This is a genomic window from Acinetobacter johnsonii CIP 64.6, assembly GCF_000368045.1.
GTDB lineage: Bacteria > Pseudomonadota > Gammaproteobacteria > Pseudomonadales > Moraxellaceae > Acinetobacter > Acinetobacter johnsonii.
Map to the genome: position 1 here is coordinate 456,528 of NZ_KB849236.1, position 25,590 is coordinate 482,117.

Sequence of the window (25,590 nt, forward strand, 5' to 3'; positions counted from 1 at the left end):
TGCCTAATAAACCAAGTAATCTACTCGCAATTCTGTGTTGCAGATATGGAACATTGTATAAAGCATAAGCAGGAAAATCACTCTAAGCTATATAGATGCTTTACCTTGTGATTTTTTTTGATATGATGTGCTCGCGCGCTCATAGCTCAACTGGATAGAGTACAGGTCTCCGAAGCCTGTGGCGTGGGTTCGAGTCCCGCTGAGCGCACCAATACACACTATAAAAACAATAACTTATATGTACTTTGGCGTAAATTTGGCGTAATCCATATTTTAAACAAGAAAAACCCCGCTATATTTTGCGGGGTCTGCCTGTCTTGATTTTCAGATCGTCTGGTCTTTCACTCAACCAATCAGACAGCATCTTCAAGTTCCATCTGCGACCTTTTGAGTTTGTCATAATGTATCTTGGTTTTGGGAATCCCTTTAAGCAAATAATTGATGCTTTAAAATAAGTGTTTGCATAACCCAAAAAATCTGCCGCCTGTTCATCTGTCAACCAAATGTCTGAAGGTGGCAGGGCAACAACCAAGTTACCCATGTTTGCCATTGCTGTCATTGATTCACCTCAAATCTTTTACCTGCTTTGATTTCTTCATCTTCAGCATGCTGAATACGGTATGGTGATAAAACTGACATATTTGCTTCAACAATAACTCGACCATTGAAATTGCAAATCGGAGCTACCACCGGGTAATCCTTGTTACTTATTACCTGCCAAACACTATGATTTAATGCACACGGGTTATTTGTAAAAACAACCTTATCCCCAACCTCAAAAATATTGTGCTGGCGGCGGTATTTGAGCAACTCCTCTTTGATTTCAGTCAAAGTAAATCCATGTGCTACCGCCCTTTTGTAAAACCCATTCAGGTACTCATACCCGCCCAATTGCTCAATTAGATTCACTGGACACCTCCATACAACTTTCTACATCTGCGATGGCTCTTTTCAGGTATTTCTTGTGGCGACTAACCTTTACCGCCACCTTGGCATCAGCCAAACCACCCCAACTTGCCACCAGCTCATGACTTTTGACCAACTGCTTCAATTGCTCAGTATGAAACGAAAGCCCATCCTCCAAACTGCAAAACCCAAATCCCATCTCAACCAGTTCTTTTGATCTTTGAAGTCCATTTTTTTGAAAGTATTTCACTGCATCATTCATGACACCTCTCCTAAAGACTTCACCACACCAACCTTGTCATGCATTGCGATATAGCTACTCAGCACGTGATAATACAAATCAGCATTGCAATTAATCTCAAGAATCACACCAGTGCCATTATTTACGCGCTGTCTTAAAGTTGCTTCTAGCTTACTAATAAAGCCGCTGTGCAAGTGATGCGACTCGCTTGTTATGTTGTATAAAGCGCCTGTTTGACCTGCATCTAACACCAAATTAAACGGCTTCTCTTTGTGTAGCTCGCCAATGATGAAGTTAGCCACAGCAATATTTGTTTGTTGGAGGTTAGTCATTGGCCTCGTCCTCATTCCAGCAAATATCACTATCTTCACCGCGCGCATCCATTTCACCAGTATTACCGCATCCTGTGCACTTCACTTCATCGCCATCATGAAACCAACCCTTTGTAGAAGCTTCGGCAGCAGTGGAGTAAATAATTGCTTCGTGATGTCCGCACTTAAAGCAATCAGAAGCCCATTCAACTTTCAATTCTGTTATTTGTGACTCCTGTGCCTTAACTGCCGCTTCAATAATCTTCCAACCGTCAAGTCTTTCTAATCGACGAGAATCCATTCCACTTGCTTCGACCTGCTGTTCAACCATTCGTTCAATTGCAACAACGGTCTTGGTATCATCTTTGATTAAAACAAAACCTTCAGGCACCGCTTGGGCTTTGACTGCTTGCTCAAATCCATAGAATGCGCCATTTACCCATGCCGCCAATCCAACAGGCATACCGTTATTCTTCTCAACATAACAACCTAAGTGCTCATCAAAGTTAAGATACTCAAGCTTCTCCTCAATATATTTAAGTTTCTCAAATTCAGCTTTTAATTCTTTAATTTCCATCACACTCTCCTGAGCAAACATCTGCGCAAAATCTTGATTTATTGTTGAAATTGCGCAAATAATTGCTCTAAATCTTTATTAATCGCGTTTTAAGTATTGCGAATATCCATCACGCGACCTCATAGAAGCGCTTAGCTTCATCAAAATCAGAAGTAATTAACTCAACACCATCTTTGTAGCAGTGCACGATTTCACCGTACTTAAAAGCTTGTTCAGCCTGCTGCATGTTTTTGCACTGGTACATCGGTTCTTTAAACCAGTCTTCTGTATAAAACATTTGTTTCTGGTGTTCTTCGGTTGTACCTTCCCACTCTTGAACCTGAAAATATTCATCAAATGACTCAATCATGAACTCATTACCTTCAGCTTTAGTCATTGCTCTGTAGCGAGCCAAAGCACGTTCAGCAATTTCTTTTGATGCAGCAGGTGATTGCTCATGAGTACTATCATCTTCAGGACAGATTCCTATGCACCACAATTTATTATTTTCCATCACGCCACCTCAACCTTTAATAATATTCGTCATCAAGCCATTCACATTCGTCTTCATAGCTCTGATAAAACTTTGAAACACAATCAGGGCAAGCTTCATAAACTGGCCCACACATGCCTTCATCGGGATCACGATATGAACTCAAATAAGGAACAAGATTTCCGCATTTCCTACAGCATTCCCATTGCACAGGATCTTCTTTTTTGGCTTGAATCGCTGCTTGATGCTCATTCCAGCATTGATCACACATGTTGTAATATTCGGCACCAAAGCTATCGGCTTCTGAACAAATACGGTGAGTAGCCTTAATATCGTGGTGTGTGTAGCAAAATGTTCCCCATTCATCATCGTGAATAGAAACGGATTGTCCTGGTAAATGTGCAGACATTTTTAAGCCTCCTTTCTTAATTGGCTAGTACGTTGACAGCATTTAACACAGTGATGTTTGCTAGATTGACAGGCTTTGAACTCAGTAAGTCCATGCAAGTCGCATTTGCCTTCAAAAGTACTTTCACCTTCGCCAAGTTAATCTGACGATGCACTTCCACAAATTTAGCAATCGCTTCCGAATAATCGGGCTTAATTTTTGTTTCAAACATCACGCCACCTCAATCTTTGCCAAGAAGCTATCAACCGTTTCATTCTCAAAAGATATAAAGCTATCTTCCAGAGTTGTTCCAAAAAACACATTCACGCCCTTAGAGACACTCACATAATCATCAAAAGGCTGATCGTCACCTTGAGCTAGGATTCGCTCCCTTACAAAACGCTCAGTCACAGCGCAAATCAAATCAACATTCACTACTGTGTTTTCAACTTTTATAAATCTTGCCATCACGCCACCTTCTTATATTTTCTATAATATTTTGCAAAACACCATGCGAACCGCTTTCTACCAAACCCTAACATCTGCTCACCATTCTGAATTTTGATGTGTCGAATCTGGTGTGTTGTGCCTTCATCAATATTTACTGCAAGTTGACCAACCTTAAACATCACACCACCTCATTAAACGGGTCATGTTTCTTAAATTCTTCATACAAGCGCACGGCAATCTTATTTAGCTTTCCGTTCGCCATAATGACCACACCGCGAGGAAAGTTCTTATTCACCACCTCACAATAAAAATGCGTGTCACCTGAGCTATGACGCACACCCCGATAGCCGATGCGGACAAGCCAGATAATGAAGGCTTCGCTCATAAGGGGATGAACGCGAGTTAATTTTTTCATGCAGCCACCTTTACCTTGCTACGTTCAGCAAAAAGCTTTGCGTAATATTCTTGACAGTGCGGAACCTTGTCTTTGATTTTTTGAATGATTGCTTCGTCACGCTCGATGACTACAGTCGTCTTGCGCTCTCGAATATCAATCTTTTCTACCAGGTGAACCAATTGATCTATGTCATCCCAACCGTTCAACAATTCAGGCGGGCAAGGGAATAGCCAAAAATCAATATTCGCTACATCGCAGTCATACAGCCACATATAGGCTTGCATCTGTACGTCATAGCCAGCCTTTTTGACTTTCTCCATTGCTTCATCTGCAAAGAATGGATGTGTGCCAATATCCCAAGTGCATTTGGTATCAATAATCAGCTTATTCTTGAGATCAAGAACGTCACACTCGCCAGTGATTAACTCATTTTCAACACGACCAACGTGCTTTTGATAATTGCGTAGACGCATCTTTCCAGACATCTCAATTGCCAAATCTTCGAGCAAATTGCCTTTTTGCGTGTACTGGTTGCCAGTGAATGAGCGAAAACCGTATAAGTCCTCTTTCACGATGTCACGGATTGCAGACTTTGCCGTGTCGCTGATGACAGCCGCTTTAGAGCGACCATCACCAATAAGTTTATGAAGGGATGAACATCGGAATAGTTTCACTATTGAGCCTCCACCGCTACACGCTGCGCATCTGTCAATGTGTAACCATTCAAGATATAAGCCTTATCAATCGCACCAGCGTTCAACTGCTCAAGCGCTGCATCAAACTCATCATCATTCAGCGTGAGTTTTGGCGGCTCTAAATCCGCAACAGATTCACTATGGTCGATGTAATCAAAATCATTAGTTTCCACATCACGAACAATGGCTTGATCCGCAAGTTGTGCAGTCTGCATCTCAATTGAAAGTGGGGCTTGCTTCGATAAAAGCAGCTTTAACACGGTTTTAAGCGCCATGGCTTCAAACTGGTCTTTCCACACACCAAAGCCTTTTTTGGCTGTTTGGCTGTACTTGTTGGCGTGCTTCATTACTTCCTCTTTACTCATATAGAGTTCAGCGGTGAAGCCATTAATCAGCTTAAAAAACGCCACATATCCAATCGGGTTGCCACTTGGTTTAACCGACCAATCAAACTCATAGCCAAGCAATGGGTTTGCGGATAACAATTGACCCTCATAAACAGGAGTTGCAGCAATGCGGCTGAACTGACCTGAGCGTTGAGCCAATTGAATGAATCCTTTATACCCAAGCTGAAATTGAGCTTCGATAGTGTTTGTCTTGTTGTTCTTAAAAGGAACAATGTAAGCAAAGCCAAGGTTGTTATTGATTGGCAAGTTTAATGTCGCAGCCATGCAAGCAGCGCTAAATACGGTCTGTGGATCTGCATTAACAAGCATTGAATTACTGTTCACGATCTGCAAAACAGAAGTTGCAAAAGCAGGGGCATTTTTGCCAACAAGCTCTTTTAATTTTTCCTGAACTACAGGACGATCAAAGAAAGCTTTGGTTGTATGTTGTACTGGTGCATTCATATTCTTATTCCTTAAAATTTGATCGAAACGTGAGGCACTAAGCCTTTATTGATTGCATTTAGAACAGCTTTGCCCTGATCAACGCTTAAACCAAGATCAGTCAGACCTTTAAGCGCTTCGCTACAGATTTGTTTTCTATGCTCAACATTGGCTAAACGTGCTTCTTCTGCTTTACGCGCAGCTTCGGCTTGTGCAAATTGCTCTGCTTCAATGCGCTTACGTTCATTTTCAGCAGCTTGCTGTGCACGTAATTCCGCAGCTTCTTTTTCAGCTTTCAATCGAGCTTCACGCTGTTCCGCTTCAAGCTTTTCACGCTGCACACGCTCAGCTTCAAAACGTGCTTTTTCTTCGGCTTCACGAGTAGCCTTTTCAGCAGCTTCGCGGGCAATTTGTGCTTCACGTTCTTGCTGAATGCGTTGCTGTTCTGCGATGCGAAGGCGTTCTAATTCAGCCTGTTCAGCTTCGTATTTTTCACGAGCAATAAGTGCTTTGCGCAGTACTTCCAGTGTTTCAAATTTGGCGAGTTTCGCTTGCTCTTCGTATTCCTCGAAAGATGAGTCAATTACACGGTTTTCAAGTTCAGAGATTGCATCCTTAATGCTTTGCGCAGTCCATTCGCCATCTTCGTTTTGAATTAAACTCAAAGGCATGCGAATAACAGAAATTGTGGTTTCATGCTTCGCCACACGATCTTTTTCCGCCTGCTCCCATGCATCACGCGGTGCCAAAATTTCATTGCGTAGTTCATCAAATTTTTTAACAGTAGCAATGCGGTCATCATCAATAAGCTTGACTTGAGCCTTTTGCTCGGCAACCAACTCCTTGCCACACTTCTCAATAAAGGTTTTAGATTTGCTTACCTTCATTGCCAGTGAACCAATCTGGTCGCGGCCTTTTTTAGTGGTCACATCTGGAACGTGTGAACGCGCTTCTTGAGCAATGCGCTCGAATAATTCAGTGGTGCCGCCTAGTGTGCGAAATGCAGATACAACAATGTTTTGATCCGCGATTTCTAATTCAAATTTTGCATTCATATTCTTATCCTTGTGCCATTTCAAATTTTTCAACCGCATCCGCTTCAAGCCATTCATTCAACTCATAGACCTGAGATTCAGTCAGAATGAAATGCAAGCCAGCTGGTGTTTCTTCAAAGTCAGATCGAGTGACCAAAGCTAAAGTCTTGTTATCCACTTCAAGCTTGATGTAGTCCACATCACGTCCAGATTCAGGGTGAAATTGCTGCTCTGCATACATTGAATCCGTCAATTCAACCGCTTTGATTTCACAGTCAATGGACTCATTACCAACCACAAAAGAGAACTGCACATTGTCCGCATCAACTTCAATGCCTGACTTTTTGATCGAAAGCATCGGAAAGCAAGGTGCGAACAATTCAGGTTTGGTTTGAGTGTTCATGCTGGCACCTCATTTAATTCAGCACTAAAATCACCTTGATAAGGACTCCCAAGAACAACGGCTTTACCAACAACATCCATAAATTTTGCAGTTGCTTTGACTGATCCGTAGCAAGAATTTCGATCCCCAATCCTCTTTACACCTATGCCATATAAATCTGTGCCCAGGTGCTTAGCAACCTGCCTCTCAGCTTCACCGCTACACCACAAATCGCCTTTAAATTTGTGCAGTCTTGTTGCTTGCACTTTTGGAAACATCACTGAAGGTTCTTTTATGCGGAGCTTAATTTCTCTATCTGCAAAACCTCCCTTTGATCCTGGCGCGTGACCGTAAACATGAATCAACTCACCAAACTTTGAGAAAATGGCATTGCCAACGCGCTCATAAACTTCAAACTTGTAATCGTCTACAGTCACACCTAGGCTGCCTTTTGGTGTGCATGAGCCAGACATCAAGCCATTGCTGCCAAGGTTAAAAACCTCAATAGAAAATATTTTCACTTCACACTCCCAACAATCGCAGCGTTAATTTTTTGAATCTCGTACTGGTCGATATACGCATTCACAGTTTCATCGGAATGCACCACGTTCAAAATGTCCAGAAACTCGACTGAAGCATCATCCAAGGCATATTCAACATAAATGCTGTATTCGTCAGCCTTGACAGTAGCGATGCACACTTGATTGCAATTTACGCTTTGAACTTCGTATTGCTGTGCAGCGATGTTGACTTGAGGTTCTTCTAGCTCAATAGAAGTCTTAGCAGGCTGGAAAGCGTAAGCTACTGCTATCCCTGCGCTGATTGATGCTGCAATTAATGCAGACTTGAGAATATTGGATTTAGTTGTCATAATGACCTCGTTGTGTTGAAGCCCAGTTCCCGTCTAAAGTTGCTGGGCTTTTTTGTGTTTACGAGATTAAATATAAGAAAACTTAGTTTTAGTGTCAAGCAAAAATGTAAGAAATGTTAGTTTTATTTTTAGAAAACTTATTTTTTATGATTTAATAGACAAAAGAAAACCCATCACAGGGATGGGTTGATTAAGAGATATTTGACTTAAATTAAACTACAACTCCAAGTTTTAATAAGACCTGAGGCCAGTTACCACAATCTAGCGAGAACTTTTCACATATATTTGGAACTTTAAGGTTTCCTTTATGGGATTTCGCATCCCAATTAAACACAGGCGCTTTTTGCTCACACGTTAAAACACAAGCACCCGAGCCAAGATGATGGCTAAGACTAATAACATCCAAGTCAGCGTAATTATCTTTCTTAACATGATGGGAGTCAGAGGAGGCGGGGAAGCTTAATAATTGTTTTTTAAGCTCTAGAGTAGAAGCCCCATGCTCATCTGATGTGATTTTTCGAACCGAAAATCTATCTAAGAAATTCTGAAAAATATCCTCATCATAATTATAATCAGAAATTTTTTGCTCTATTTCACTTAAGATAGAGTCACATATAAAGAATTTGACTGTATTAGCAAGCTTAAAGGAGTGCAAAACTCCCCATAATTGAGGAAAGACATCTTCAGGATATGTTCTGTAGCAAAAATCCAATACAGCATTTGTATCTAAACTAATTTTCATCATTATTAGAATACCTTTTGCTGTAATTCTTTAAACGCAGAAGGCTTAGATTTCTTGTGAAAACCCAGAATGTCTTTTGCAATATTTGATGATATTTGATCTTGCCACATTGCACTCATTACTTTCTCAACAAAACTATGCCCAAAATACTTGAGAACCATATTTTCTTTTTTTGAACCAAACCCACCGCCTTCTTTGGGTTTGATATAGTCAAGGTATTCATTTAGCTGATTTTGATTAATCAATCCCAATATTTTAAGCTGAATCGCAATTGCTGCTTTGCTCGCTTTCGTCTTTTTGCGAATAAGTAAAATATTATCTTCAAGATTTAAGGCTTTATTGAAAGACTCATTGACAATTTGTGGGGGAGCAACAACATAGCCAGCCACACGATCGCAGTATTTTTCTAATTTACTGTTAGACTCTAACAAGTGTCCATCAAAAACACTTTCACCTAAGCCTAAATGCACGATCTCATGAATTAATGTGAATAATTTTCTTGAAGGAGACTGGCCTGAGCTAAAAATAGCAATGACTGGAGCTGCATTAAAATATAGACACATGCCATCAGAACCAAACTTCTCTCGCCCTCGATCAATCACAATAACATCCTTGAGTTCTACAATATCTCTCCAGGCATTAAAATAATCATCAGAGTTTTTCGTTTTTTTGCTGTGACTATAAAAGCCAAAATATTCAACGATTAGTTTTGCATCTAGCTCTGGATTCTCACCTGTAAGCTGAAGATTAAACGATTGAACTTCCTCATCTAATGATTCAATAACAGATATATAGTTATCCCTTACCAAACAAAATTCTTGAACTAATGCATTTTCTTTATATTTATCTTCAGAAATATTAACTTGGTTTCTAAATTCAATTAATTCAGGATTATTTCGCTCATAAAAAAAATCATGAGTAGTTAAGTAAACCGTTGGTACATACAGTGCTTTTGCAATATTTTCTAGCTGACTAAGCTTAAAAACATTATTTTCTTCCAAGGCTTTATTAATTTTATTATTGGATATTCCTGTTAAATAGGCGAGCTCATCCGCTGACAAGCTCATGTCAGTCATATAGCGCTGAAGTGCTATGGGTGAGTGCTCAACCAATTGAATAGCCATTAATTCATAAAGCTCCAAATTACATAACTTAATTGTACTAGATTTAGTAAAGAAGAATAGTGTCGATAAATTTAAATTTTAAGAGCCGCATATAGCGGCTTTTTATTTCTTAAATTTTGCGTAGCTTTTTCTTAGCTCGATAAACGTAGCGAATACAATCCACTACCTCACCAACAAATTCACAGTCTTGATCAAGCGGAATGATGTTTGGTTTAAATTCAGGATTAATCGCCTGTAGGTATTTAGTACCATCTGGCTCAATTACCAGGCGCTTAAAAGTCGCATCATCAAACTTTCTAACAACAATAATGTCGCCTGAGTTCATATCACTAAAAGGCAGAGTAGGGTCTACAAGAATGTAATCGCCTTCATGGAATTCTGGGTAGTTACTCAAGCCCTGTACTTTCAGGTAAAAGCACTTCTCACAATCACCATCTGGAATGGGTAGCCATTCCTCCACCTGTGACATATCAACAGCTTGAACATTGGTCATAGTTCCAGCTTGCACCCATGAAAGAACAGGGGCCATGCGTGGAGCCACAGGAGCCACGTTAGATTGGTCTTTTTGTGTGGCACTAGGATCGCCTTTGCCAGTCAGTATGTATTCAGTTGTTACCCCAAAATGATTTGCCATCGCCTCTAATGATCCCGCTTTAGGCAAATAGCTATCTTTTTCCCACTCAGTTACAGCAGGCGAACTTACTCCAGCAATCTTTGCTAATTGCACTTGAGTTAATTTTTTCGAGCGTCTAAGCGCACGTATGCGCTGACCAGTAGTTGTCTTTTCCATATAAGTTATCTTACATATTGCTTTTATAAGTTTTCTTTGATTAAATACTAAGAAATCTTATTTTATTGAGTGGATACCAATGACCAAACAAGAAGCATATGAGTTGCTTGGGGTTAATGGCGTTGAACTGGCAAAGCTACTTGGAATAGAGCCGCCTGCCGTTTACCAATGGCCTAACCAAAAAATCCCTTTAGCGCGTGAATACCAAATTCGAGATTTAGCGGCTGGAAAGCAACCAATCACACACAGCAAAGAAGCTGTATAGGGAAGTTTATGAATTTTAGAAATTGCAAGGAATCCACTAATGGGAGTCGATGATTTGAAAGAAGCAATCGAAAAAGGATATTTGGGCGGGAAATACACCGTTCCCAAAACCATCAAATTTACACATGAAATGCTTGATGCAATCGCTGTTGCCAGTGAAACCAATGAGCAAGATTCGTGTAACTGGGTGCGTGAGGTCATAGCGAAAGCCCTACTAGCTGAAGATGCTAAGTATGAGCGTATGGCAAGAGCGCGTAATCGGTCAAAGTGTACTTTGGGCACTTTGGTACACCAAAAAGAAAGCCCAGTGGGTGCAACCACTGAGCTTGATGTTCAAAACTTTGGAGTCAATGAACAATGAATATGTTAGCACAAATTCAAAATGATAATAACACAGACCAAGTGACAATGTCGTCACCTGAGCTTGTTGATTACATCAATGCGCATCGTCAAGAAGTGGCAACAATTGAAAAGCCATTTATTGAATTACAGCATCGCAGCTTTATGTCAAAGGTTCCGCAAGTTCTTGGCGTGGAAGCAACTGCAAAATTTATTGCAGTTGATAATTTCAAGAATGGCACCGGTGGAACTGTTCAGCGTCAAATCTACCGCTTCCCAAAACGCGAAGCTTGCCTCATGGCTATGTCATACAGCTACGAGTTGCAAGCCCAGGTCTTTGATCGCATGACAGCGATGGAACAACATATTGCAGCTCAAAACCTACCATCCTACGCAATCGAAGACCCAATCGAACGCGCTAAAAAATGGATTGAAGAAGAAAAGCAAAAACAAATTGCCATTCAAGAACGCGACCATGCAATCGCCACTAAAGCTGAAATCGGTAGCCGTCGTGAAGCAACTGCAATGGGTCGCCTATCTGCAAAAGTCAAAGAAGTTGAAAAGCTCAAAACCCAACTTGATAGCTCTACAGGCTTCGCAACTATTAAAAAGGTTCAAGCACTTACTGGTGGCACGTATGACACATACGAACTTCGCCGCTACAGCAAAACAAATCGCCTAGAAATCCAAAAAGCCGAAGATGCCAACTATGGCAGCGTGAACTCATATCACAAAGACGCATGGTTAGCGGTTTACAACATTAATTTATCAAATCTCAATGGGGCAGCGTAATGACTACTGAAAGCAAATTAATCAAGCAATTGGAAAGCGTTAGGACTGGTCTGCTTCATGAAGAACATGAGTATTTGAATGAGTCGCGCAAGAAGTTGCGTTACAAGCTCACCAAAGCAATTAGCCTTGCAAAAAAAATAGAACAAGAGGAGTTCGTTAGTTTTGTAAAGGTTGTATCGGCTCGTGATATTGCATTCAGCATTCTTGAGTGTGCGGACCGTGGCGAAATTGATGATATTCGCGACCACGCAATTGAACTTCTCGAAATGATTGATGAGGAGGTGGTGTAATGCATTACTACAAACGCAATCTAGGCGATTACGCAAAGAAAGCGGGGCGCTTATCCATGCTTGAGCATGGTGCTTACACTTTGCTTATGGATGCAATTTATGACCGCGAAATCTTCCCAACATTAGATGAAGCTTTGGATTGGGCATGGGCGCGTGATGAAGCAGAGGTGGCAGCAGTTAAGTTTGTTTTGACCAAGTTTTTTGAGCTGCAAAATGATGGCCGATACGTTCAAAAGCGTATTTGCGATGAACTCATGGATTATAAGGCCAAAGCTGAAACTAACGCACGAATTGCCAAGCAGCGTGAAGAAAAACGCAAATCTAAGAACGAAGCGTCACGAAACGTACACGAAGCGTGTGAAGAAAAGCACGAATCGTCACCTAACCATAAACCATTAACCAATAACCATAAACCATTAACCAGTAACCAATATATATATACGTTCGACCTCGATTATGTGAATGCCAATTTATTGAAGTCTGGCCGTAAACCAGTTGACCAGAAATATATTGACCAACTGCAACCGCAGTTCGAGTTGTACTACGCAAATCAATCCATGGTTGCCAACAAAGCATTGGTGAAATTTGTCCAGTGGATTATGCGAAATCAAGATTCTGAAAAACAGAATACTGAAAAGCCGCAAATTCAAACCTCTCAACAACGTACAGCGAATGAACATGATCGTTGGCGACAAGCCGAACAACAAGCATTTGGTGAGCGGGATGTCACACCAAAAAAGTCATTACTGATTGAGGGGGTGGGTCATGCGTGAGTTCACCAAAGAAGACGCTCAACGTCTGATTGATAAAATGCGCATTAACTACGGCAAGAAGTTTATCGACCAGTGGGCAGGTGTCCATGAAGACGAACTAAAGCAAGCCATGGTCGACGCATACCAAGGCTTAACAGTTGAAGACTTTGCTCGCGGTGTGAATCGCATGAAGCATGAGCAATGGCCACCAACTATCCCCGAATTCCGTTCTTGGTGCGAACCAAAGACCGACGATTGGTTAGGTTCACATGAAGCATGGGCGATTGCTGAAAAATCTATTGGCTTTGATGGTCAAGAATTAACAGTGATTTGGACTGAGCAAATGGCTCAAGCATTCAGCCGTTGTGAAGAATTGATTAAGACTGGTGACAAGTATCAGCGTGCTGAAGCAAAGAAAATATTTTGTGATGCCTATGACCGACTTGTAACTCAAGCCAAAGATCAAGGATTGAAGCCGATTTATGTCACTTCACTTGGAACAGACAAAGACCAAGCGATTGCAGCGATCAAGCAAGCAGAAGTTGATGGGTTTTTAAAAGCACCTGAAGCAGCACTTCAACTTGAACACAAACAGACTAAAGCTGAAATCCAAAGCGATTCTTTGAAATACAAGACTATTGCTCAAGAAGCACTTGCGAAGCTTGCACCACACATCAAGCGCAATGTGAACAAGATGACCGAGGAAGTGAAAGAAACCCAGCCTTGGGAATCTATGGAGATGCAGCACATTGATCCGTTTGATGACTTCGAGGAATACAAAGCGGCTTTGCAATCTGAACAGAAGAAATTGCCGCAAGCAGTTCGGTTTTTGGATGAAAAAGTAGGGGGTGGGGTGTGAAGCAAGCAGAAGATATTCAAACAATAGACATGTTTGGCTTTGCAGACATTCAGGAGCCTGAAAATCCAATGGATCGCGTGCCATGGTATGCGCGGAGCTATGTAAAGGGACCTGAGTTTTATTTAAAGACCGAAGCTGAACAACTGGAAATTATCGAGCGCATCAAAGCACGAATACTCGCAGCCATGACCGATGAATGGGTGTTTATCGATTTTGATTATTACGAAGGCTATCGATTCTTGTGTCCGTTTTTATACATGGAATTGCAGAGAGAAGGGAAATTGCAGTGCCGTCGGTATTACTGGGGCAGGTGCGATATTGACTACATGCCAGATGGTTGTGATGTGTTATCTGGTGAGCATGATCCGCTAGGTAGCGATAGTGGCTATACCAATCAGTACCGTTTGGCAGGGGGTGCCGCATGAACGAAATCCTTCAGCAAAGAATCGAGTCGGTACAAGCTGGTAAAAACATAACTCATGCTCAGATCGAAGCTAAACGCAGTCTACGTGAGCAGCTAGATAGTGATCTTGAGGCTTTCTTAAAAAACGGTGGAGCTGTTGAGCAATTACCTCAAGGCTTTTCGGGTGAATACAGCAAAGGGTGGAATGGCTCAAAACCAAAATCTCAAAAGACTATGCGTGAAGTGATGGCGAGTGCTGTATCAGAAGCACGTGCAAGAAGAAACAACCCAAGCGTGATTGCTTGGAGAGAGGCGAAAGAAAAGGGCCTTAAACACTTTAACGGAACAGCGTGTATCACTTGTGGTTCAACGCTTCGGTATACAAGCACAAGAAGCTGCTTCTCATGCAACAAGGCTTCATCGCTACGCAGAGCAGAGCGTATCAGAAAGGAGCGAATAGCATGACAGGATTTGCGGAATTAAAAGATCAGATCAATAAAACGACTGACTTGCAGGAGAAAGAATTGCTGCAACAGCAGTTTGAAGCGATGCATCGAGCAGCAGATGAAGAAAGCAAGTTGCATGAAGATTTGATTCGTGGGGAATGGAGTGATTGGGATGAGTGAATTTAAATCGTGTCCAGTTTGCCAAGAGCAGTCAGACCAATGCTTGTCTTGTGGCTCTTATGTTGTGGATGGTGAGCGTATTTGCTACGGGAAGCTGAAAGACTTTGGCGCCACTAAAGACCATGAAGTTCGATTTATTAATAGAATTCAAAAGCATCACGTAACAGCATTTTTTCACAACGGAAAACTGTATATACCAAGTCGTCAAGGCAGGTCAGTTCCTTTAGCTATTGGTTTGCAGTGGGATGCATGGCAAGAGCAACAAGCCAAAATTGATGAGCTTCATAAAATCAGTGTTGCTTTGAATACTGAAACAATCAGACAGCGTGAACAGGTAGCGTACTACCTATCTAAAAATGTAGAGCTGCAAAAGCGTGTAGATGACCTTGAACTGACCATTAAAGGAGCTGTTACTTTTGTGGATTTGCAAATAGAAGCAACAGAACAAGGTCGAGAGGCAGCTATCGGAACGCAAGCTAAAAATTGGTGGTCTTCTAAACTGTTAATGCTGAGACCTGTGCGGAGAGTGTTAGAGCAAGCGCTCAAGGGTGGTGATGAATGAGTGATTTTGAAAAGTGGTTTAAGGGTCAGGACTTCTACACAAACATGCGATTCATTCACGGTGACAAGCTGTTTGACAAAGATGGTGATGTTTATCGAGTGTTGCCAGTTCAGATGGTTTATCAGGGTTGGAACACACAACGTCAGCGCTCTAAAGATGAATTTGTCGCACTCACTCAAGAATGGCACACCAAAGGCTGGAATGCTCGTCAGGGTGAGATTGATGACTTAAAAGCCCAGCTCAACAACATGGAGGCTTGTTATATCGAGAAGAAGAAGGAGTGTGAGGATCAGCATAAGAAGGTTGATGAGGTTCTGGAATATCTGGATGGTGAAAGCGCTAACCGTTGGGGATTGTGGAAAGAAAAAGCGGACATGCTTGATCAGGGTGCAAGTAATGCATTTGAGGAAGCGTATTGGATGGTTAAGAAAGCCCTGCGAGGTGGTCATGAATAAGCACTTAAAAACTATAGTTGGCTTTAAAAACGGCACTAGAAGTATTTTTTCAGACTTGCGTTGTGATGTCTTGGATGCTCTTGAAGACTTGTGGAGTGTAATCAAGGTTTTCGCAAAAGCTGTATTCGTAATTGCTGTCTGGTTGTTTTCTTTGTGTTTGGTGGTACTTGCCTTGCCCTTGGCTACTTATCTTCGCATTAAGTGGGAGCGTGAAGCCAAAGAGAAGCATGAAAAGGCTAGGAAGGGACTACTTGAACGCATGTCGCCAGTGAATCGAGGTGCCAATGACTAAATATAACAACAAGAAGGTGGTGCTTAACGGCATCACTTTCGATAGTCAGAAAGAAGCAAGGCGTTATCGGGATTTGTCGCTGTTAGAACGTGCAGGGGAAATCAAAAGCTTAGAACTGCAAAAGGCTTTTATTTTGGCTGAGTCGGTCAAGTTTGAGAATGAGCCAAGACGCAAGCCAGCAGTGAAGTATGTCGCAGATTTTGTTTATCGGAAAAATGGGCAACTGGTCGTTGAAGATGTCAAAAGCACAATGACACGGAATTTGCCAGTTTACCGTTTAAAGAAACATTTGATGAAGTCAGTACACGGTTTAGAGATCAGAGAGATTTAGGGGATTGGGATGAATGCAGCGCTAAAAACACACGTGATGGATTGGTCGAAATATACAGTTGAAGAATGGTTGAATCAGTATGGCGCATACATCCAAATATGCAGAATGAAGTCGGGAAATATGCCTGATAGCTTAGGCGTTAATCAGATTTACTGGCTGATCTGCGAGAACAATAAAGACTACGGTAGTCGCAAAAACCAAATCGTGTGCAATATTTCGGATGATGAGGCTGAGGAAATACGAAAGCTGATTATTGATATTCAATTTTCAGATCGGATTTGTCGGTCAGCAAAAGTGGCTGTGAGATTGTTTATTGAGAAGAATGTGCGGGGATTATCACTCGATCAAATGGTGCGTGAATTTGCTTTGAGTCGTAGCTCGATTAATAACATGGTTTATGCAGGAAAGTTTTATTTAGCAGGGCATGATAAAAGACTGAAAATTGATTAAATAACTTGCGTTTAAATGCGAATATGCTATTTTGTGTTAAGTGGTCGAAGTGTTAGTTAAGCACTTGATCGGAAAGAAGCTCATCGAAAGGTGGGCTTTTTTAATGCCTGTGAAAAGGCAACCTAGCCTACTGGAGTGCTGACCAGTGGAACATGCCATCGAGTAAACTTCCCTCGGGAATCTAGACTAGGGAGTAGCGTCCCGACCTAAAGAGGATTGAAAGCAAGTAAAGCAGACCGTGCATGTTAGGTGTGTGTGATTGTGAGTAGCGGTAGATCAGTTGCCGATCTGGTCAATATCGTAATCTAAGGCAAGGGTGTGGCAGATAACCACATCCTTTTTTAAGCGCCATTAGCTCAACTGGTAGAGCATCGGTCTCCAAAATCGGTGGTGTGGGTTCGAGTCCTGCATGGCGTGCCAGATTTCAAAAGAAAGCAAACCTGTCATAGATAGCGCATTACCGGAAATATTGCGCTGAGGCATCCGGTGGTTTGCTTTACTTATGAGATCAAAAGGAGATCCACATGCTCCAATTCTTATTATGTTTATTCGGCCTACATGGTGCGACTGAGATCGATTACACGGTTGATGATGAAGAAATCAAGGTGTGTCGGGATTGTATGAAAGAAGTTTAAGACCCTCGCCACTTCGGTGGCATTTGCCGAACGTATTACGGCACATAAGACCTCGCTGAGATAACAAACTTGGCGGGGTTTTTCTTTTCTTATTGGTGGTAAGTATGTTTGAAGTGCTTCAAGGGTTAGAAAGAATGCGCTCAGGCGTATTTATACAAAGAATTGAAAGGATAAAAAGACAAGAATCTAGAGAATCTAGGCAGCGTAGGACACGCAAAGAGAAACAAAAGGAATTTGAAATCAGTGTTGGTGCTATTAAGTGTGGGCATGCATTTCAAAGTATTTGCAAGAAGTGGGGGTGGAAGTGGTAGATCGTGTAGAAGCATCTAAAAACTTAGAAATACTTAAAGCAAACCAAGCGCGGTTAATGAATTACAACCATCTATTTTCAAGTCACGCATTTAGACAAGACTGTATTGGTGAGTTAAGAAAGATTGGCAAACAGATTGCAAGCATAGAGAAGCAACTCAATGCGAAGTCCTAAGCGGCTGGCTGAGATTAGAAAGCTTCCGTGTGTAAGGTGTGGTAATCCACATAGTCAGGCTGCTCATTCAAATTCAAGCCGTGACGGTAAAGGCAGAGGAATCAAAAGCTCTGATCTATTTGTAATTTCCTTATGTGCAATCTGTCATGCCGCATTTGATCAATATAAGTTGGGCAACCGAGAACAAAGTGAAGCCATGTTTGAGAAATGGTTGGTGAGAGTGAATCGGATGCTGGTGATGGAAGATAGAGAGGCGTTTTGATGGAATGACTCTCAAATATTCAATTTTTCTGCTTTTACTGCTAGTGATTTGGTATCATTAACCTAGAGGTAAGGTGCTATGCTCATAAATCGTGATCGTGAAAAGCTTCTGCATTCTGTAGCGTTTTTTGCAAAAAACGTAGAGAAGTGCGGAAAGATCAAATTGTTCAAACTTTTATATTTTCTTGACTTTGAACACTATAAATTAACTGGTCGCAATGTAACTGGAATGGATTACTTTGCATGGCAAATGGGGCCTGTGCCGGTAGAGTTATTTGATGAAATAAATTCGCCTGAACCAGATATGGCAGAAATTTTAAGCTTCAAAGAAATCCCTGTGTATCAGGGTAAGAATACAATGCTTAAGGTAGAAACCAAAAAAGACTTTGATTCTAGTTTTTTTACAAAACGAGAATTAAAGATTATGAATGACCTTGTGGTTGCCTATAAAGACACTCTTGCTGACGATATGATTGAGGCAACGCACTTGGAAAATTTACCTTGGCATCAAATCTACAATATTGAAAACAATAAACGCGGTCTAATTCCATACGAACTTGCTTTTAGAAGACAAGAATATGATGAAATGAAGCGTATTGCTCAGGATCGGTTAGAGGTTATTGAAAAACTATCATGACGCCAGGATCGGTATTTTTTGACACTAATTTTAGTTTTCATGATGGTGAGTCAGGGGAAAAGCTTTTTGTTGTGCTTGGTTGGGATAGCGGGGTTGCAATTGTAGCTAAAACCACATCAAGACAACATGGTAGAGGGACAACGTTTGGTTGCCAGCCAAATGATCGATTGCATAATTTTTACCTCCCTCAGCACTCGTGCTACTTTAAAAAATGTACCTGGGTTTGCTTGAATGAATTTTATGAGCTAAATGCAAATGAAGTGCTACAAAAAAGATTTTCAGGGATTATTAGCCCCGTTTGTAATTTAACTTCAGATATATTGAAGAAATTACAATTGTGTGCATTAGAGAGCCTAGATATATCAGGTAGGCATGAGAATATTATCGAATCATCATTAGTTTGATATAACAGTTATTGAAAAGGCGCTATTAGGCGCCTTTTTTATTGGGAGCAGGAAATGCAAAAAGCCGTGTTTCCTATCCAATCTCATGCAGACATCACCAAAGCTATTAACTACATGCACACCAATTACACTCAAGCGATTAATGAGGGTAAGCCGTTAAGGGTGGTGATTGATCAGAAGCTGGATGATAGATCCACTGCACAGAATAGACTCATGTGGATGTGGTTAGGTCAGATAGAGAAAAAGACTGGGCAAGACAAAGATTCACTCCATTACGAGTTTAAGAAACGATTCCTGATTTATATCTATCGTCGTGATGATCAAGAGTTTGCTGAGACCTGTAATGCGATTGCAATGCTCAAGCAGAATGAATGTGAAGAATACCGGGTGATTGCAGAGCAGGTGATAAGACTTTGCAGCACAACCAAATTAAGCGTTAAGCAGATGACCGAGTATTTGAATTACGTGCATGATTTTGCAGTAGTGAAGTTGGGTGTGCATTTAACTGTGCCGGATGATTTGAAGTGGTGTTATCAAGATGAAGCGTCCTTATCCTCCTATCCAAGATAATCAAAACACAGATGTTGAAGATGATGAATTTATTGAGACTGGTGGTCTACTTCACTTCGAGCCTGCCAATAATGATTTATGGCCATGGATTAGAGAAACCTTTCTTGAATCATGGGGCAAACTCCACAATCCAGATCATGAGCACCTATTAAGTTTTCAACCTCCTGAGATTTCATTCCTTTGGGCCTACACAAAATGCGAAGCGAAAGACCATCGTGTATTGGGTCAAACTGAACGAGTGATGATTAATGTGGGCGGTTGGCGTAAAGATCGGCAAGAGCTTCAGTTGATTGACTGGTTTGGTGATGTGCCTAAATACATCATCACATTGGATGCGCGCGTATGTCAGATCATGAGTGATGTGGATTTCTGCGCACTGGTAGAACACGAGCTTTATCACATTGGGCATAAGAAAGATCGGCATGGTGAGTTTGAATATACATCCATGGGTGAGCCTAGACTGTTCTTACGTGGTCATGATGTTGAAGAATTCCACGGAGTTGTTCAGCGTTACGGTGCATCACCAGATGTCCAAAAAATGGTAGAGCTTGCAAATGATGGTCCAACTATATCTCGGGCTAATATTGCTCATGCATGCGGTACATGTTTATTGAAATTAGCGTAGGAGAATTCTTTACGTTTCTATACGACGGGGATCTTATGGCAAAACTCACTGAGCCTATGAAAATCTTTATAGTTCAAAGTCTTGCTTGTTTCGAAACACCCCAACAAGTCGCGGACGCTGTAAAGAGTAAATTCAAAGTCGAAATTGACCGAATGCAATGTGCTGGATACGACCCAACAAAAGCCACTGGCGAAAAGATGGCTAAAAAGTTAAAGGACCTTTTTTACAATACCAGAGATGAATTTAAGTCCAATGTTTACGGCATTCCGTTAGCAAATAAAGCTGTACGCCTTAATGAATTGCAGAAAATGTATGACGATTGGGGTAAAAACAAAATCATGAAGCAAAACATCATTAAACAAATTAAAGATGAGATGCAAGGTCATGATATTCAGCTTCTAGATGTTCAATTAAAGCAGCTTGAAATTGACAGAATTAAAAATGGTGATGGTGAAGGTGCTGATGATCCAACGCCAGTGAAGGTCACAATTAACGTGGTTAATGCGAGTAAAGAAAATGCCTGACATTAATCCTTCGTTAAATGTTCCTCAAGCCAATTTTTTACAGTTGCCCAATAAGTTTCGTGCATTCGTGGCTGGATTTGGTAGTGGTAAAACATGGGTAGGCTGTGCAAGTCTTTGTGATAAGTCTTGGGAATTTCCTAAAGTACCACTTGGTTACTTTGCCCCAACCTATCCGCAGATTCGAGACATCTTCTTTCCAACCATTGATGAGGTGGCTTTTGATTGGGGGTTAAAGACCAAAATCTATGAGACCAACAAAGAGGTTGATATTTATTACGGTCGTCAGTATCGAAGCACAATTATCTGTAGGTCCATGGAGAAGCCTCAAACAATCGTAGGTTTTAAGATTGGTCATGCATTGATTGATGAGCTTGATGTAATGAATAAGGATAAGGCTCAACAGGCATGGCGAAAGATTATTGCTCGTATGCGTTACAAGCAAGCTAGATTGATCAATGGTATTGATGTTGCCACTACGCCAGAGGGATTTAAATTCACTTATGAGCAGTTTGTCAAAGAAGCCAATTCGAGTGATGCTAAACGCGCCTTATATGGAATGATTCAAGCATCTACCTACGACAATGAGATGAATTTACCCGATGATTATATTTCGTCACTGCGTGAGTCTTATCCACCACAGTTAATCGAAGCTTATTTACGTGGGCAGTTCGTCAACCTAACAAGTGGTGCGGTTTATCCTGACTTTGATCGGGTTTTAAATCACACGGATGAAGAAATTCGACCTAATGAGCCTTTGGTGATTGGGATGGACTTTAACGTGCTGAAGATGGCTGCTGTTGTTTATGTCATTCGTGATGGCAAGCCTAGAGCATTAGATGAGCTTGTAAACGTACGAGATACACCAACCATTGCAAGACTGATCAATGAGCGATTTGCAGGACATGAAATTACTGTAATTCCCGATGCTGCTGGACAGGCAAAGTCATCAAAAAATAGCAGTGAATCGGATCATCAAATTTTACGTGAACATGGGTTGCGGGTCGAAGTAAATACAACCAATCCAGCAATTAAAGATCGGATCAATGCAACCAATGCCTTGATATTGAGCGGAAGTGGTGAACGCACCTTGCTTGTGAATACAAATAAATGCCCTCGATTCACTGAAACACTAGAACAGCAAATTTACGATGATTTCGGCATGCCTGATAAGAAATCAGGACTGGATCACGTGGGTGATGCTGGAACATATCCTTTGGTTAAAAGATTCCCGATCATTAAACCATTCGCTAAAACACTATCACTTAAAACGGTGTACTAAATGGCAGTCAATTCAAAACATCCTAAATATGCTGAATTTGAAGGCCGCTGGAAGGTCGTTCACGATCTATGTGATGGTGCAAATGCAGTAAAAAAGGCAGGTGCTTTATATCTGCCTGAAATCAATGTGAGCAAAGATCAGCGTGAGAATGATTTACGTAATAAGGCTTATCGTGATCGTGCCGTGTTGTATGAAATCACCAAAGACACCAAACAGGAATTGATCGGTATTGCCTTCTCGGAAGATCCGAACTTTGATCCCGATGGTATGGACTTCCTAAAATACAATGCCGATGGCACTGGCAAGTCTTATTACCACTTGATGCAAAGTGCTTTGGGTGGATTGCTTGATGCTGGCCGTGGCGGTCTCTTTGTGGATTATCCGCAGACAGATGGTGCGACTTCGGTTGCTGAGGTTGAGCGTTTAGGTATTCTGCCGACGGTGGTGCATTACAAAACCTTAAGTATTATCAATTGGGGTGTGCGAAAAGTTGGTGCTCACTTCAAAACGGCTTTGGTGGTCCTTGCTGAGAAAGATTCGATTGTCGATCCGGCAGATGAATTCAGCTTAAAAGAGATTCAGCTCTACCGGGTATTGCGACTGGATCAGAACGGTGAATATTGTGTTCAGATTTATTCTGATCGCACTGGTACCTTGCATGCTGATAGCGAACCTTATTATCCGACTGATGCAAATGGTTCGAAGTGGAATGAGATTCCATTTATGCCGATTGGATCGGTGGCCAATGATTGGGAGATCGACAATATCCCGCTTGAGTCACTGGCGTTGATGAATATTGCGCACTATCACAACTCGGCTGAGTATGAGAATAGTGTGTTCCTCTGTGGTCAGATTCAACCAGTAATGACTGGCCTTGATACCGAGTGGCGTGACCATCTTGAAGAGCAGGGCGTGATGCTTGGCTCTACAACTCCTTTAATGCTTCCAACAGGTGCAACGTTCACCTTTGCTCAGGCAGAGGAACAGATGATTGCCAAAGAGGCAATGGAAGCCAAAGAGAAGCACATGAAGGCTTTAGGTGCAAAACTACTTGAAGAAAATCAGGTGGTGAAAACTGCAACTGAATCCAATAATGAATCGATGGCGAAATATTCTGTCTTGTCGTTGTGTGTGGCGAACCTCAATGAAGCATCTGAGGTGGTTTTGCGCTGGTGTGCTAAATACTTCGGCTCAGGCGATAAAGCTAAGTTCACAATCAAACAAGACTTCGCTAAAGGCAAGCTCTCACTGGATGCATTGAAGTTCTATAACGAGCTTGTTCAGCAAGGCAAATTGAGCCGTGAAACCTTCCACACAATCCGCACGACTGGCAAAGTTCCTGAGATTGATTTTAAGGAAGAAGAACAGCGGATCGAAGCTGAAACGGCCAGTGCTTTACCGGGTATGAACTATGAACGACCAAATAGCACAACGAGCAATACTTAATGCCTTAAGCCAACATTCAGCCTACAGCTATCGAGCATCAACACAAGCCGTAAATGAGGTTTTAAGCCAATTTTACGGCCTGTCCAATAAGATGGTGTCAGAGCTAAGGGAATTGCTTGAAAACCTGTCTGAGGCTGAAAGAATCGCATTGGCGAGTGGTCAATACACTACTGACCAATTGAAAGAAATCCGAAGCCTGCTGAATGATCGATTTAAAGAGATTTTAGTTGAGGTGCCAGAAACCTTTCACCAGTCAGCGGTCAGCATGGCGGTGTATGAAGCATCGTACGTCAGCCAATTGATGACAGGTGCGGCAGCTTTGGTCAGCAGTGAGCAGCTTTATAAAAAAGCAAAGTCTACTCCATTGGCAGGTGGTCAGCTCATTAACGAAATGTTTGGCTTTGTACTGGATAAGGCTCGAAAGCAGGTTGAATATGCCATTCGTGACGGTATCAATCAGGGTCAGACGAATCAGGAAATCATTACCCGCATTCGTGGCAAGCGAACCAAGGTAGGCAATCAGTACGCTTATGTGGGTGGTATCTGGGATGCGACTAAGGTTGAGATTGAGCGAACTGTCAGGACGGCACGAAGTCATGTGGCGAATGTCACATACCTAGACACATTTAGAGCTTTGGGATTTACCCATGTGAAGTTCTTGAGCGTAATTGATGGAAGGACTTCTAAGCAGTGTGCCAGCCTTGATCAACTAATGTGGGAGATTGATAGTCCTCTAATTAGGCAGCCTCCACTGCATTATAATTGCCGAAGTGCCCTCATTGGTGTTGATAAAGATGGCAGTGTTTCTGGTAAGCGACCTTTTGTGCTGGACAAGCGAAAAGTTAAAGACATCCCTAACGATCAACGTGAAGGGATTATTGGTCAAGTATCAGCAGATACAAGCTTCAAAGATATGCTGAAGAATAATGATGGTTTTGCAAAAGAATGGCTTGGCCCATCGCGTTACAAGCTCTACAAAGAAGGGGATTACAGCATCGATAAGTTTGTCGATCCGCAAGGTGCTATGTACACGCTGGATGAGTTAAAGGCGTTGGATGCTAAGACGTTTAAGGAGTTGGGATTGTGAGTGATAACAAAGCGCGGTTATTAGTTATAAAGCGCATCAGACATAACTTGGCTGTGTTTGATGAGGAAACAAATCAACCACTAAGTGGTCAGAGTTCAGTTGTTGTGGAAAGCCGTGATGGCGAACCACCCAAAGTCACTATTACATTTGATGCATGGGGGTCTCATGGTATTCGCTTTGAAGATGACCCACGACAAGAAATTGATTAAACAACCAAATCCAAACCTAGACCCAAACGGGTCTTTTTTTATGCCCGCAGTTTGTGACTGCACAATCGCTCGGAGAGCAGCATGTTTGAATATGAACTCGATAGCCTAGAGGGCTTAGAAGAATCACAGAAAGCTTTTTATGAAGAAAAGGACGGCAAATTCGTCCTGAAAGTAAAAGGCATTCCACAACCCCAGCCACAAAACGATGACGGCCTACGCAAAAAGGTTGATGAATTGCTTGCTGAAAAGAAAGCGGAACAGCAAAAGCGCAAAGAAGCGGAAGAACAGGCCCGAAAAGAATCTGAAGAAAATGCTCGCAAAAAAGGCGACATTGACGCTTTGGAAAAGTCATGGGGTGACAAACTTGCAGCACGTGAAACCGAGCTTTTAAACGAAAAGCAGGCACTTGAAGCGCAAGTCTACAAATTAACAGTTGGAAGCAAAGCCACTGAACTGGCAGCAAAACTCGCTGTACCAGGTAGTGATTCAGTTTTACTTCCACATATTAGCAATCGCCTACAGGTTGAAACTGTGGAGGGTGAAATCAAAATCCGTGTTCTTGATTTGCAGGGCAAGCCAAGTGCATTGAGCATTGAAGATTTAGAAAAAGAATTTCGTGCGAATGAGGCATTCAAGCCTTTGATTCGTGCGTCAAACGCATCAGGAAGTGGGGCTTCTGGTGGTCAAGGTGGCGGTGCTACTAAAAAACCAAGCGAAATGACAACTCAAGAACGTATCGAGTGGAAGCAACGAGATCCAGCTGGATTTAAAGCGGCCCTTGATGCTGGTGAATTTAATACTTAG

General features: G+C 41.8%; 45 protein-coding genes and 2 tRNA genes. 28 read left to right on the forward strand and 19 right to left on the reverse strand.

Annotated features, from left to right (window positions below; translation table 11 throughout):
* Positions 1-135: 135 nt before the first annotated feature.
* A tRNA-Arg gene (locus tag F986_RS13230) sits at positions 136-211 on the forward strand.
* 81 nt (positions 212-292) lie between these two features.
* Here the strand turns inward: F986_RS13230 and F986_RS13235 are convergent.
* From F986_RS13235 to F986_RS13325, 19 genes are all read right to left on the reverse strand, one after another.
* On the reverse strand, positions 293-559 hold the full coding sequence (locus F986_RS13235) for a hypothetical protein (protein WP_004695851.1): 267 nt from the start codon (positions 557-559) through the stop codon (positions 293-295).
* Positions 556-909, reverse strand: a complete 354-nt coding sequence (locus F986_RS13240; protein WP_004695853.1) for a hypothetical protein — start codon at positions 907-909, stop codon at positions 556-558. Before F986_RS13240 ends, F986_RS13235 begins: the two co-directional genes overlap by 4 nt.
* Complete coding sequence (locus tag F986_RS13245) at positions 896-1,168, reverse strand: hypothetical protein (protein WP_004694183.1); 273 nt, start codon at positions 1,166-1,168, stop codon at positions 896-898. Before F986_RS13245 ends, F986_RS13240 begins: the two co-directional genes overlap by 14 nt.
* Positions 1,165-1,479: a hypothetical protein gene (locus F986_RS13250; RefSeq protein WP_004695855.1), complete on the reverse strand. Its 315-nt coding sequence runs from the start codon at positions 1,477-1,479 to the stop codon at positions 1,165-1,167. The genes F986_RS13245 and F986_RS13250 overlap by 4 nt, the downstream gene beginning before the upstream one ends.
* On the reverse strand, positions 1,472-2,035 hold the full coding sequence (locus tag F986_RS18040; RefSeq protein ID WP_004695857.1) for a hypothetical protein: 564 nt from the start codon (positions 2,033-2,035) through the stop codon (positions 1,472-1,474). Before F986_RS18040 ends, F986_RS13250 begins: the two co-directional genes overlap by 8 nt.
* Positions 2,036-2,144: 109 nt before the next feature.
* A complete protein-coding gene (locus F986_RS13260; protein WP_004695858.1) occupies positions 2,145-2,528 on the reverse strand; it encodes a hypothetical protein in 384 nt (127 codons plus the stop codon).
* Positions 2,529-2,544: 16 nt separating this feature from the next.
* Positions 2,545-2,916, reverse strand: a complete 372-nt coding sequence (locus tag F986_RS13265; protein ID WP_004693791.1) for a hypothetical protein — start codon at positions 2,914-2,916, stop codon at positions 2,545-2,547.
* Between the two features lie 16 nt (positions 2,917-2,932).
* Positions 2,933-3,127 (reverse strand): hypothetical protein, encoded by a 195-nt coding sequence (locus F986_RS13270; protein ID WP_004693790.1) that lies wholly within the window; start codon positions 3,125-3,127, stop codon positions 2,933-2,935.
* Entirely contained in the window at positions 3,127-3,363 is a 237-nt protein-coding gene (locus F986_RS13275; protein WP_004695861.1) for a hypothetical protein, read from the reverse strand. Before F986_RS13275 ends, F986_RS13270 begins: the two co-directional genes overlap by 1 nt.
* 160 nt (positions 3,364-3,523) lie before the next feature.
* The gene (locus F986_RS13280; RefSeq protein ID WP_004695865.1) at positions 3,524-3,760 is read right to left on the reverse strand and encodes a hypothetical protein; all 237 of its coding nucleotides are present in this window, start codon (positions 3,758-3,760) and stop codon (positions 3,524-3,526) included.
* The gene (locus F986_RS13285) at positions 3,757-4,416 is read right to left on the reverse strand and encodes a hypothetical protein (protein ID WP_004695867.1); all 660 of its coding nucleotides are present in this window, start codon (positions 4,414-4,416) and stop codon (positions 3,757-3,759) included. The genes F986_RS13280 and F986_RS13285 overlap by 4 nt, the downstream gene beginning before the upstream one ends.
* The gene (locus F986_RS13290; RefSeq protein ID WP_004695869.1) at positions 4,416-5,288 is read right to left on the reverse strand and encodes a recombinase RecT; all 873 of its coding nucleotides are present in this window, start codon (positions 5,286-5,288) and stop codon (positions 4,416-4,418) included. Before F986_RS13290 ends, F986_RS13285 begins: the two co-directional genes overlap by 1 nt.
* A gap of 11 nt (positions 5,289-5,299) precedes the next feature.
* A complete protein-coding gene (locus F986_RS13295) occupies positions 5,300-6,322 on the reverse strand; it encodes a V-type ATP synthase subunit I domain-containing protein (RefSeq protein ID WP_004695870.1) in 1,023 nt (340 codons plus the stop codon).
* 4 nt (positions 6,323-6,326) lie between these two features.
* The gene (locus F986_RS13300) at positions 6,327-6,704 is read right to left on the reverse strand and encodes a hypothetical protein (protein ID WP_004695872.1); all 378 of its coding nucleotides are present in this window, start codon (positions 6,702-6,704) and stop codon (positions 6,327-6,329) included.
* Positions 6,701-7,204 (reverse strand): hypothetical protein, encoded by a 504-nt coding sequence (locus F986_RS13305; protein WP_004695873.1) that lies wholly within the window; start codon positions 7,202-7,204, stop codon positions 6,701-6,703. The genes F986_RS13300 and F986_RS13305 overlap by 4 nt, the downstream gene beginning before the upstream one ends.
* A complete protein-coding gene (locus F986_RS13310) occupies positions 7,201-7,554 on the reverse strand; it encodes a hypothetical protein (RefSeq protein WP_004695876.1) in 354 nt (117 codons plus the stop codon). The genes F986_RS13305 and F986_RS13310 overlap by 4 nt, the downstream gene beginning before the upstream one ends.
* Positions 7,555-7,765: 211 nt before the next feature.
* On the reverse strand, positions 7,766-8,299 hold the full coding sequence (locus F986_RS13315; protein WP_004695877.1) for a DUF4411 family protein: 534 nt from the start codon (positions 8,297-8,299) through the stop codon (positions 7,766-7,768).
* Between the two features lie 2 nt (positions 8,300-8,301).
* Positions 8,302-9,420 carry an XRE family transcriptional regulator gene (locus tag F986_RS13320; RefSeq protein WP_004695879.1) on the reverse strand — a complete coding sequence of 373 codons (1,119 nt, stop codon included), beginning with the start codon at positions 9,418-9,420 and terminating at the stop codon, positions 8,302-8,304.
* A gap of 109 nt (positions 9,421-9,529) precedes the next feature.
* Positions 9,530-10,210, reverse strand: coding sequence for a LexA family protein (locus F986_RS13325; protein ID WP_004695881.1), 681 nt, complete (start codon positions 10,208-10,210; stop codon positions 9,530-9,532).
* 79 nt (positions 10,211-10,289) lie between these two features.
* Between F986_RS13325 and F986_RS13330 the strand changes: the two genes are divergently transcribed.
* From F986_RS13330 to F986_RS13460, 27 genes are all read left to right on the forward strand, one after another.
* Complete coding sequence (locus F986_RS13330; protein WP_004645351.1) at positions 10,290-10,475, forward strand: Cro/CI family transcriptional regulator; 186 nt, start codon at positions 10,290-10,292, stop codon at positions 10,473-10,475.
* A gap of 39 nt (positions 10,476-10,514) precedes the next feature.
* Positions 10,515-10,835 carry a hypothetical protein gene (locus tag F986_RS13335; protein ID WP_004695883.1) on the forward strand — a complete coding sequence of 107 codons (321 nt, stop codon included), beginning with the start codon at positions 10,515-10,517 and terminating at the stop codon, positions 10,833-10,835.
* The gene (locus F986_RS13340; RefSeq protein ID WP_004695885.1) at positions 10,832-11,605 is read left to right on the forward strand and encodes a hypothetical protein; all 774 of its coding nucleotides are present in this window, start codon (positions 10,832-10,834) and stop codon (positions 11,603-11,605) included. Before F986_RS13335 ends, F986_RS13340 begins: the two co-directional genes overlap by 4 nt.
* Positions 11,605-11,895, forward strand: coding sequence for a hypothetical protein (locus tag F986_RS13345; protein ID WP_004695887.1), 291 nt, complete (start codon positions 11,605-11,607; stop codon positions 11,893-11,895). Before F986_RS13340 ends, F986_RS13345 begins: the two co-directional genes overlap by 1 nt.
* Positions 11,895-12,668, forward strand: a complete 774-nt coding sequence (locus F986_RS13350; protein WP_004695890.1) for a YdaU family protein — start codon at positions 11,895-11,897, stop codon at positions 12,666-12,668. The genes F986_RS13345 and F986_RS13350 overlap by 1 nt, the downstream gene beginning before the upstream one ends.
* The gene (locus F986_RS13355; protein WP_004695891.1) at positions 12,661-13,506 is read left to right on the forward strand and encodes a hypothetical protein; all 846 of its coding nucleotides are present in this window, start codon (positions 12,661-12,663) and stop codon (positions 13,504-13,506) included. Before F986_RS13350 ends, F986_RS13355 begins: the two co-directional genes overlap by 8 nt.
* Positions 13,503-13,931: a hypothetical protein gene (locus F986_RS13360; RefSeq protein ID WP_004695893.1), complete on the forward strand. Its 429-nt coding sequence runs from the start codon at positions 13,503-13,505 to the stop codon at positions 13,929-13,931. Before F986_RS13355 ends, F986_RS13360 begins: the two co-directional genes overlap by 4 nt.
* Positions 13,928-14,374: a hypothetical protein gene (locus F986_RS13365; protein ID WP_004695895.1), complete on the forward strand. Its 447-nt coding sequence runs from the start codon at positions 13,928-13,930 to the stop codon at positions 14,372-14,374. The genes F986_RS13360 and F986_RS13365 overlap by 4 nt, the downstream gene beginning before the upstream one ends.
* A complete protein-coding gene (locus tag F986_RS18450) occupies positions 14,371-14,535 on the forward strand; it encodes a hypothetical protein (protein ID WP_004695897.1) in 165 nt (54 codons plus the stop codon). Before F986_RS13365 ends, F986_RS18450 begins: the two co-directional genes overlap by 4 nt.
* Positions 14,528-15,097 (forward strand): hypothetical protein, encoded by a 570-nt coding sequence (locus F986_RS13370; protein ID WP_004695899.1) that lies wholly within the window; start codon positions 14,528-14,530, stop codon positions 15,095-15,097. The genes F986_RS18450 and F986_RS13370 overlap by 8 nt, the downstream gene beginning before the upstream one ends.
* Entirely contained in the window at positions 15,094-15,552 is a 459-nt protein-coding gene (locus tag F986_RS13375; RefSeq protein WP_004695901.1) for a hypothetical protein, read from the forward strand. Before F986_RS13370 ends, F986_RS13375 begins: the two co-directional genes overlap by 4 nt.
* Positions 15,545-15,844, forward strand: a complete 300-nt coding sequence (locus F986_RS13380) for a hypothetical protein (protein WP_004695903.1) — start codon at positions 15,545-15,547, stop codon at positions 15,842-15,844. Before F986_RS13375 ends, F986_RS13380 begins: the two co-directional genes overlap by 8 nt.
* Positions 15,837-16,175: a DUF1064 domain-containing protein gene (locus F986_RS13385; RefSeq protein WP_004695905.1), complete on the forward strand. Its 339-nt coding sequence runs from the start codon at positions 15,837-15,839 to the stop codon at positions 16,173-16,175. Before F986_RS13380 ends, F986_RS13385 begins: the two co-directional genes overlap by 8 nt.
* Before the next feature lie 9 nt (positions 16,176-16,184).
* Positions 16,185-16,625: a hypothetical protein gene (locus F986_RS13390; RefSeq protein ID WP_004695907.1), complete on the forward strand. Its 441-nt coding sequence runs from the start codon at positions 16,185-16,187 to the stop codon at positions 16,623-16,625.
* A gap of 345 nt (positions 16,626-16,970) precedes the next feature.
* Positions 16,971-17,045: transfer RNA gene (locus F986_RS13395), tRNA-Trp, on the forward strand.
* A gap of 474 nt (positions 17,046-17,519) precedes the next feature.
* The gene (locus F986_RS13405; RefSeq protein WP_320158716.1) at positions 17,520-17,744 is read left to right on the forward strand and encodes a hypothetical protein; all 225 of its coding nucleotides are present in this window, start codon (positions 17,520-17,522) and stop codon (positions 17,742-17,744) included.
* Positions 17,731-18,006, forward strand: coding sequence for a DUF968 domain-containing protein (locus F986_RS13410; RefSeq protein ID WP_004695910.1), 276 nt, complete (start codon positions 17,731-17,733; stop codon positions 18,004-18,006). Before F986_RS13405 ends, F986_RS13410 begins: the two co-directional genes overlap by 14 nt.
* A 78-nt stretch (positions 18,007-18,084) precedes the next feature.
* A complete protein-coding gene (locus tag F986_RS13415; RefSeq protein ID WP_004695912.1) occupies positions 18,085-18,642 on the forward strand; it encodes a Panacea domain-containing protein in 558 nt (185 codons plus the stop codon).
* Entirely contained in the window at positions 18,639-19,046 is a 408-nt protein-coding gene (locus tag F986_RS13420; RefSeq protein ID WP_004695914.1) for a hypothetical protein, read from the forward strand. The genes F986_RS13415 and F986_RS13420 overlap by 4 nt, the downstream gene beginning before the upstream one ends.
* A gap of 54 nt (positions 19,047-19,100) precedes the next feature.
* Positions 19,101-19,616: a recombination protein NinB gene (locus tag F986_RS13425; protein ID WP_004695916.1), complete on the forward strand. Its 516-nt coding sequence runs from the start codon at positions 19,101-19,103 to the stop codon at positions 19,614-19,616.
* On the forward strand, positions 19,585-20,241 hold the full coding sequence (locus F986_RS13430) for a putative metallopeptidase (protein ID WP_004695918.1): 657 nt from the start codon (positions 19,585-19,587) through the stop codon (positions 20,239-20,241). Before F986_RS13425 ends, F986_RS13430 begins: the two co-directional genes overlap by 32 nt.
* Before the next feature lie 35 nt (positions 20,242-20,276).
* A complete protein-coding gene (locus F986_RS13435; protein WP_026056471.1) occupies positions 20,277-20,765 on the forward strand; it encodes a DUF2280 domain-containing protein in 489 nt (162 codons plus the stop codon).
* Positions 20,758-22,044, forward strand: a complete 1,287-nt coding sequence (locus F986_RS13440) for a terminase large subunit domain-containing protein (protein WP_004695922.1) — start codon at positions 20,758-20,760, stop codon at positions 22,042-22,044. The genes F986_RS13435 and F986_RS13440 overlap by 8 nt, the downstream gene beginning before the upstream one ends.
* Positions 22,045-23,490, forward strand: a complete 1,446-nt coding sequence (locus tag F986_RS13445; protein WP_004695925.1) for a DUF4055 domain-containing protein — start codon at positions 22,045-22,047, stop codon at positions 23,488-23,490.
* The gene (locus F986_RS13450; protein WP_004695927.1) at positions 23,456-24,577 is read left to right on the forward strand and encodes a minor capsid protein; all 1,122 of its coding nucleotides are present in this window, start codon (positions 23,456-23,458) and stop codon (positions 24,575-24,577) included. Before F986_RS13445 ends, F986_RS13450 begins: the two co-directional genes overlap by 35 nt.
* The gene (locus F986_RS13455; RefSeq protein ID WP_004695929.1) at positions 24,574-24,786 is read left to right on the forward strand and encodes a hypothetical protein; all 213 of its coding nucleotides are present in this window, start codon (positions 24,574-24,576) and stop codon (positions 24,784-24,786) included. Before F986_RS13450 ends, F986_RS13455 begins: the two co-directional genes overlap by 4 nt.
* 81 nt (positions 24,787-24,867) lie before the next feature.
* Positions 24,868-25,590: a hypothetical protein gene (locus F986_RS13460; RefSeq protein WP_004695931.1), complete on the forward strand. Its 723-nt coding sequence runs from the start codon at positions 24,868-24,870 to the stop codon at positions 25,588-25,590.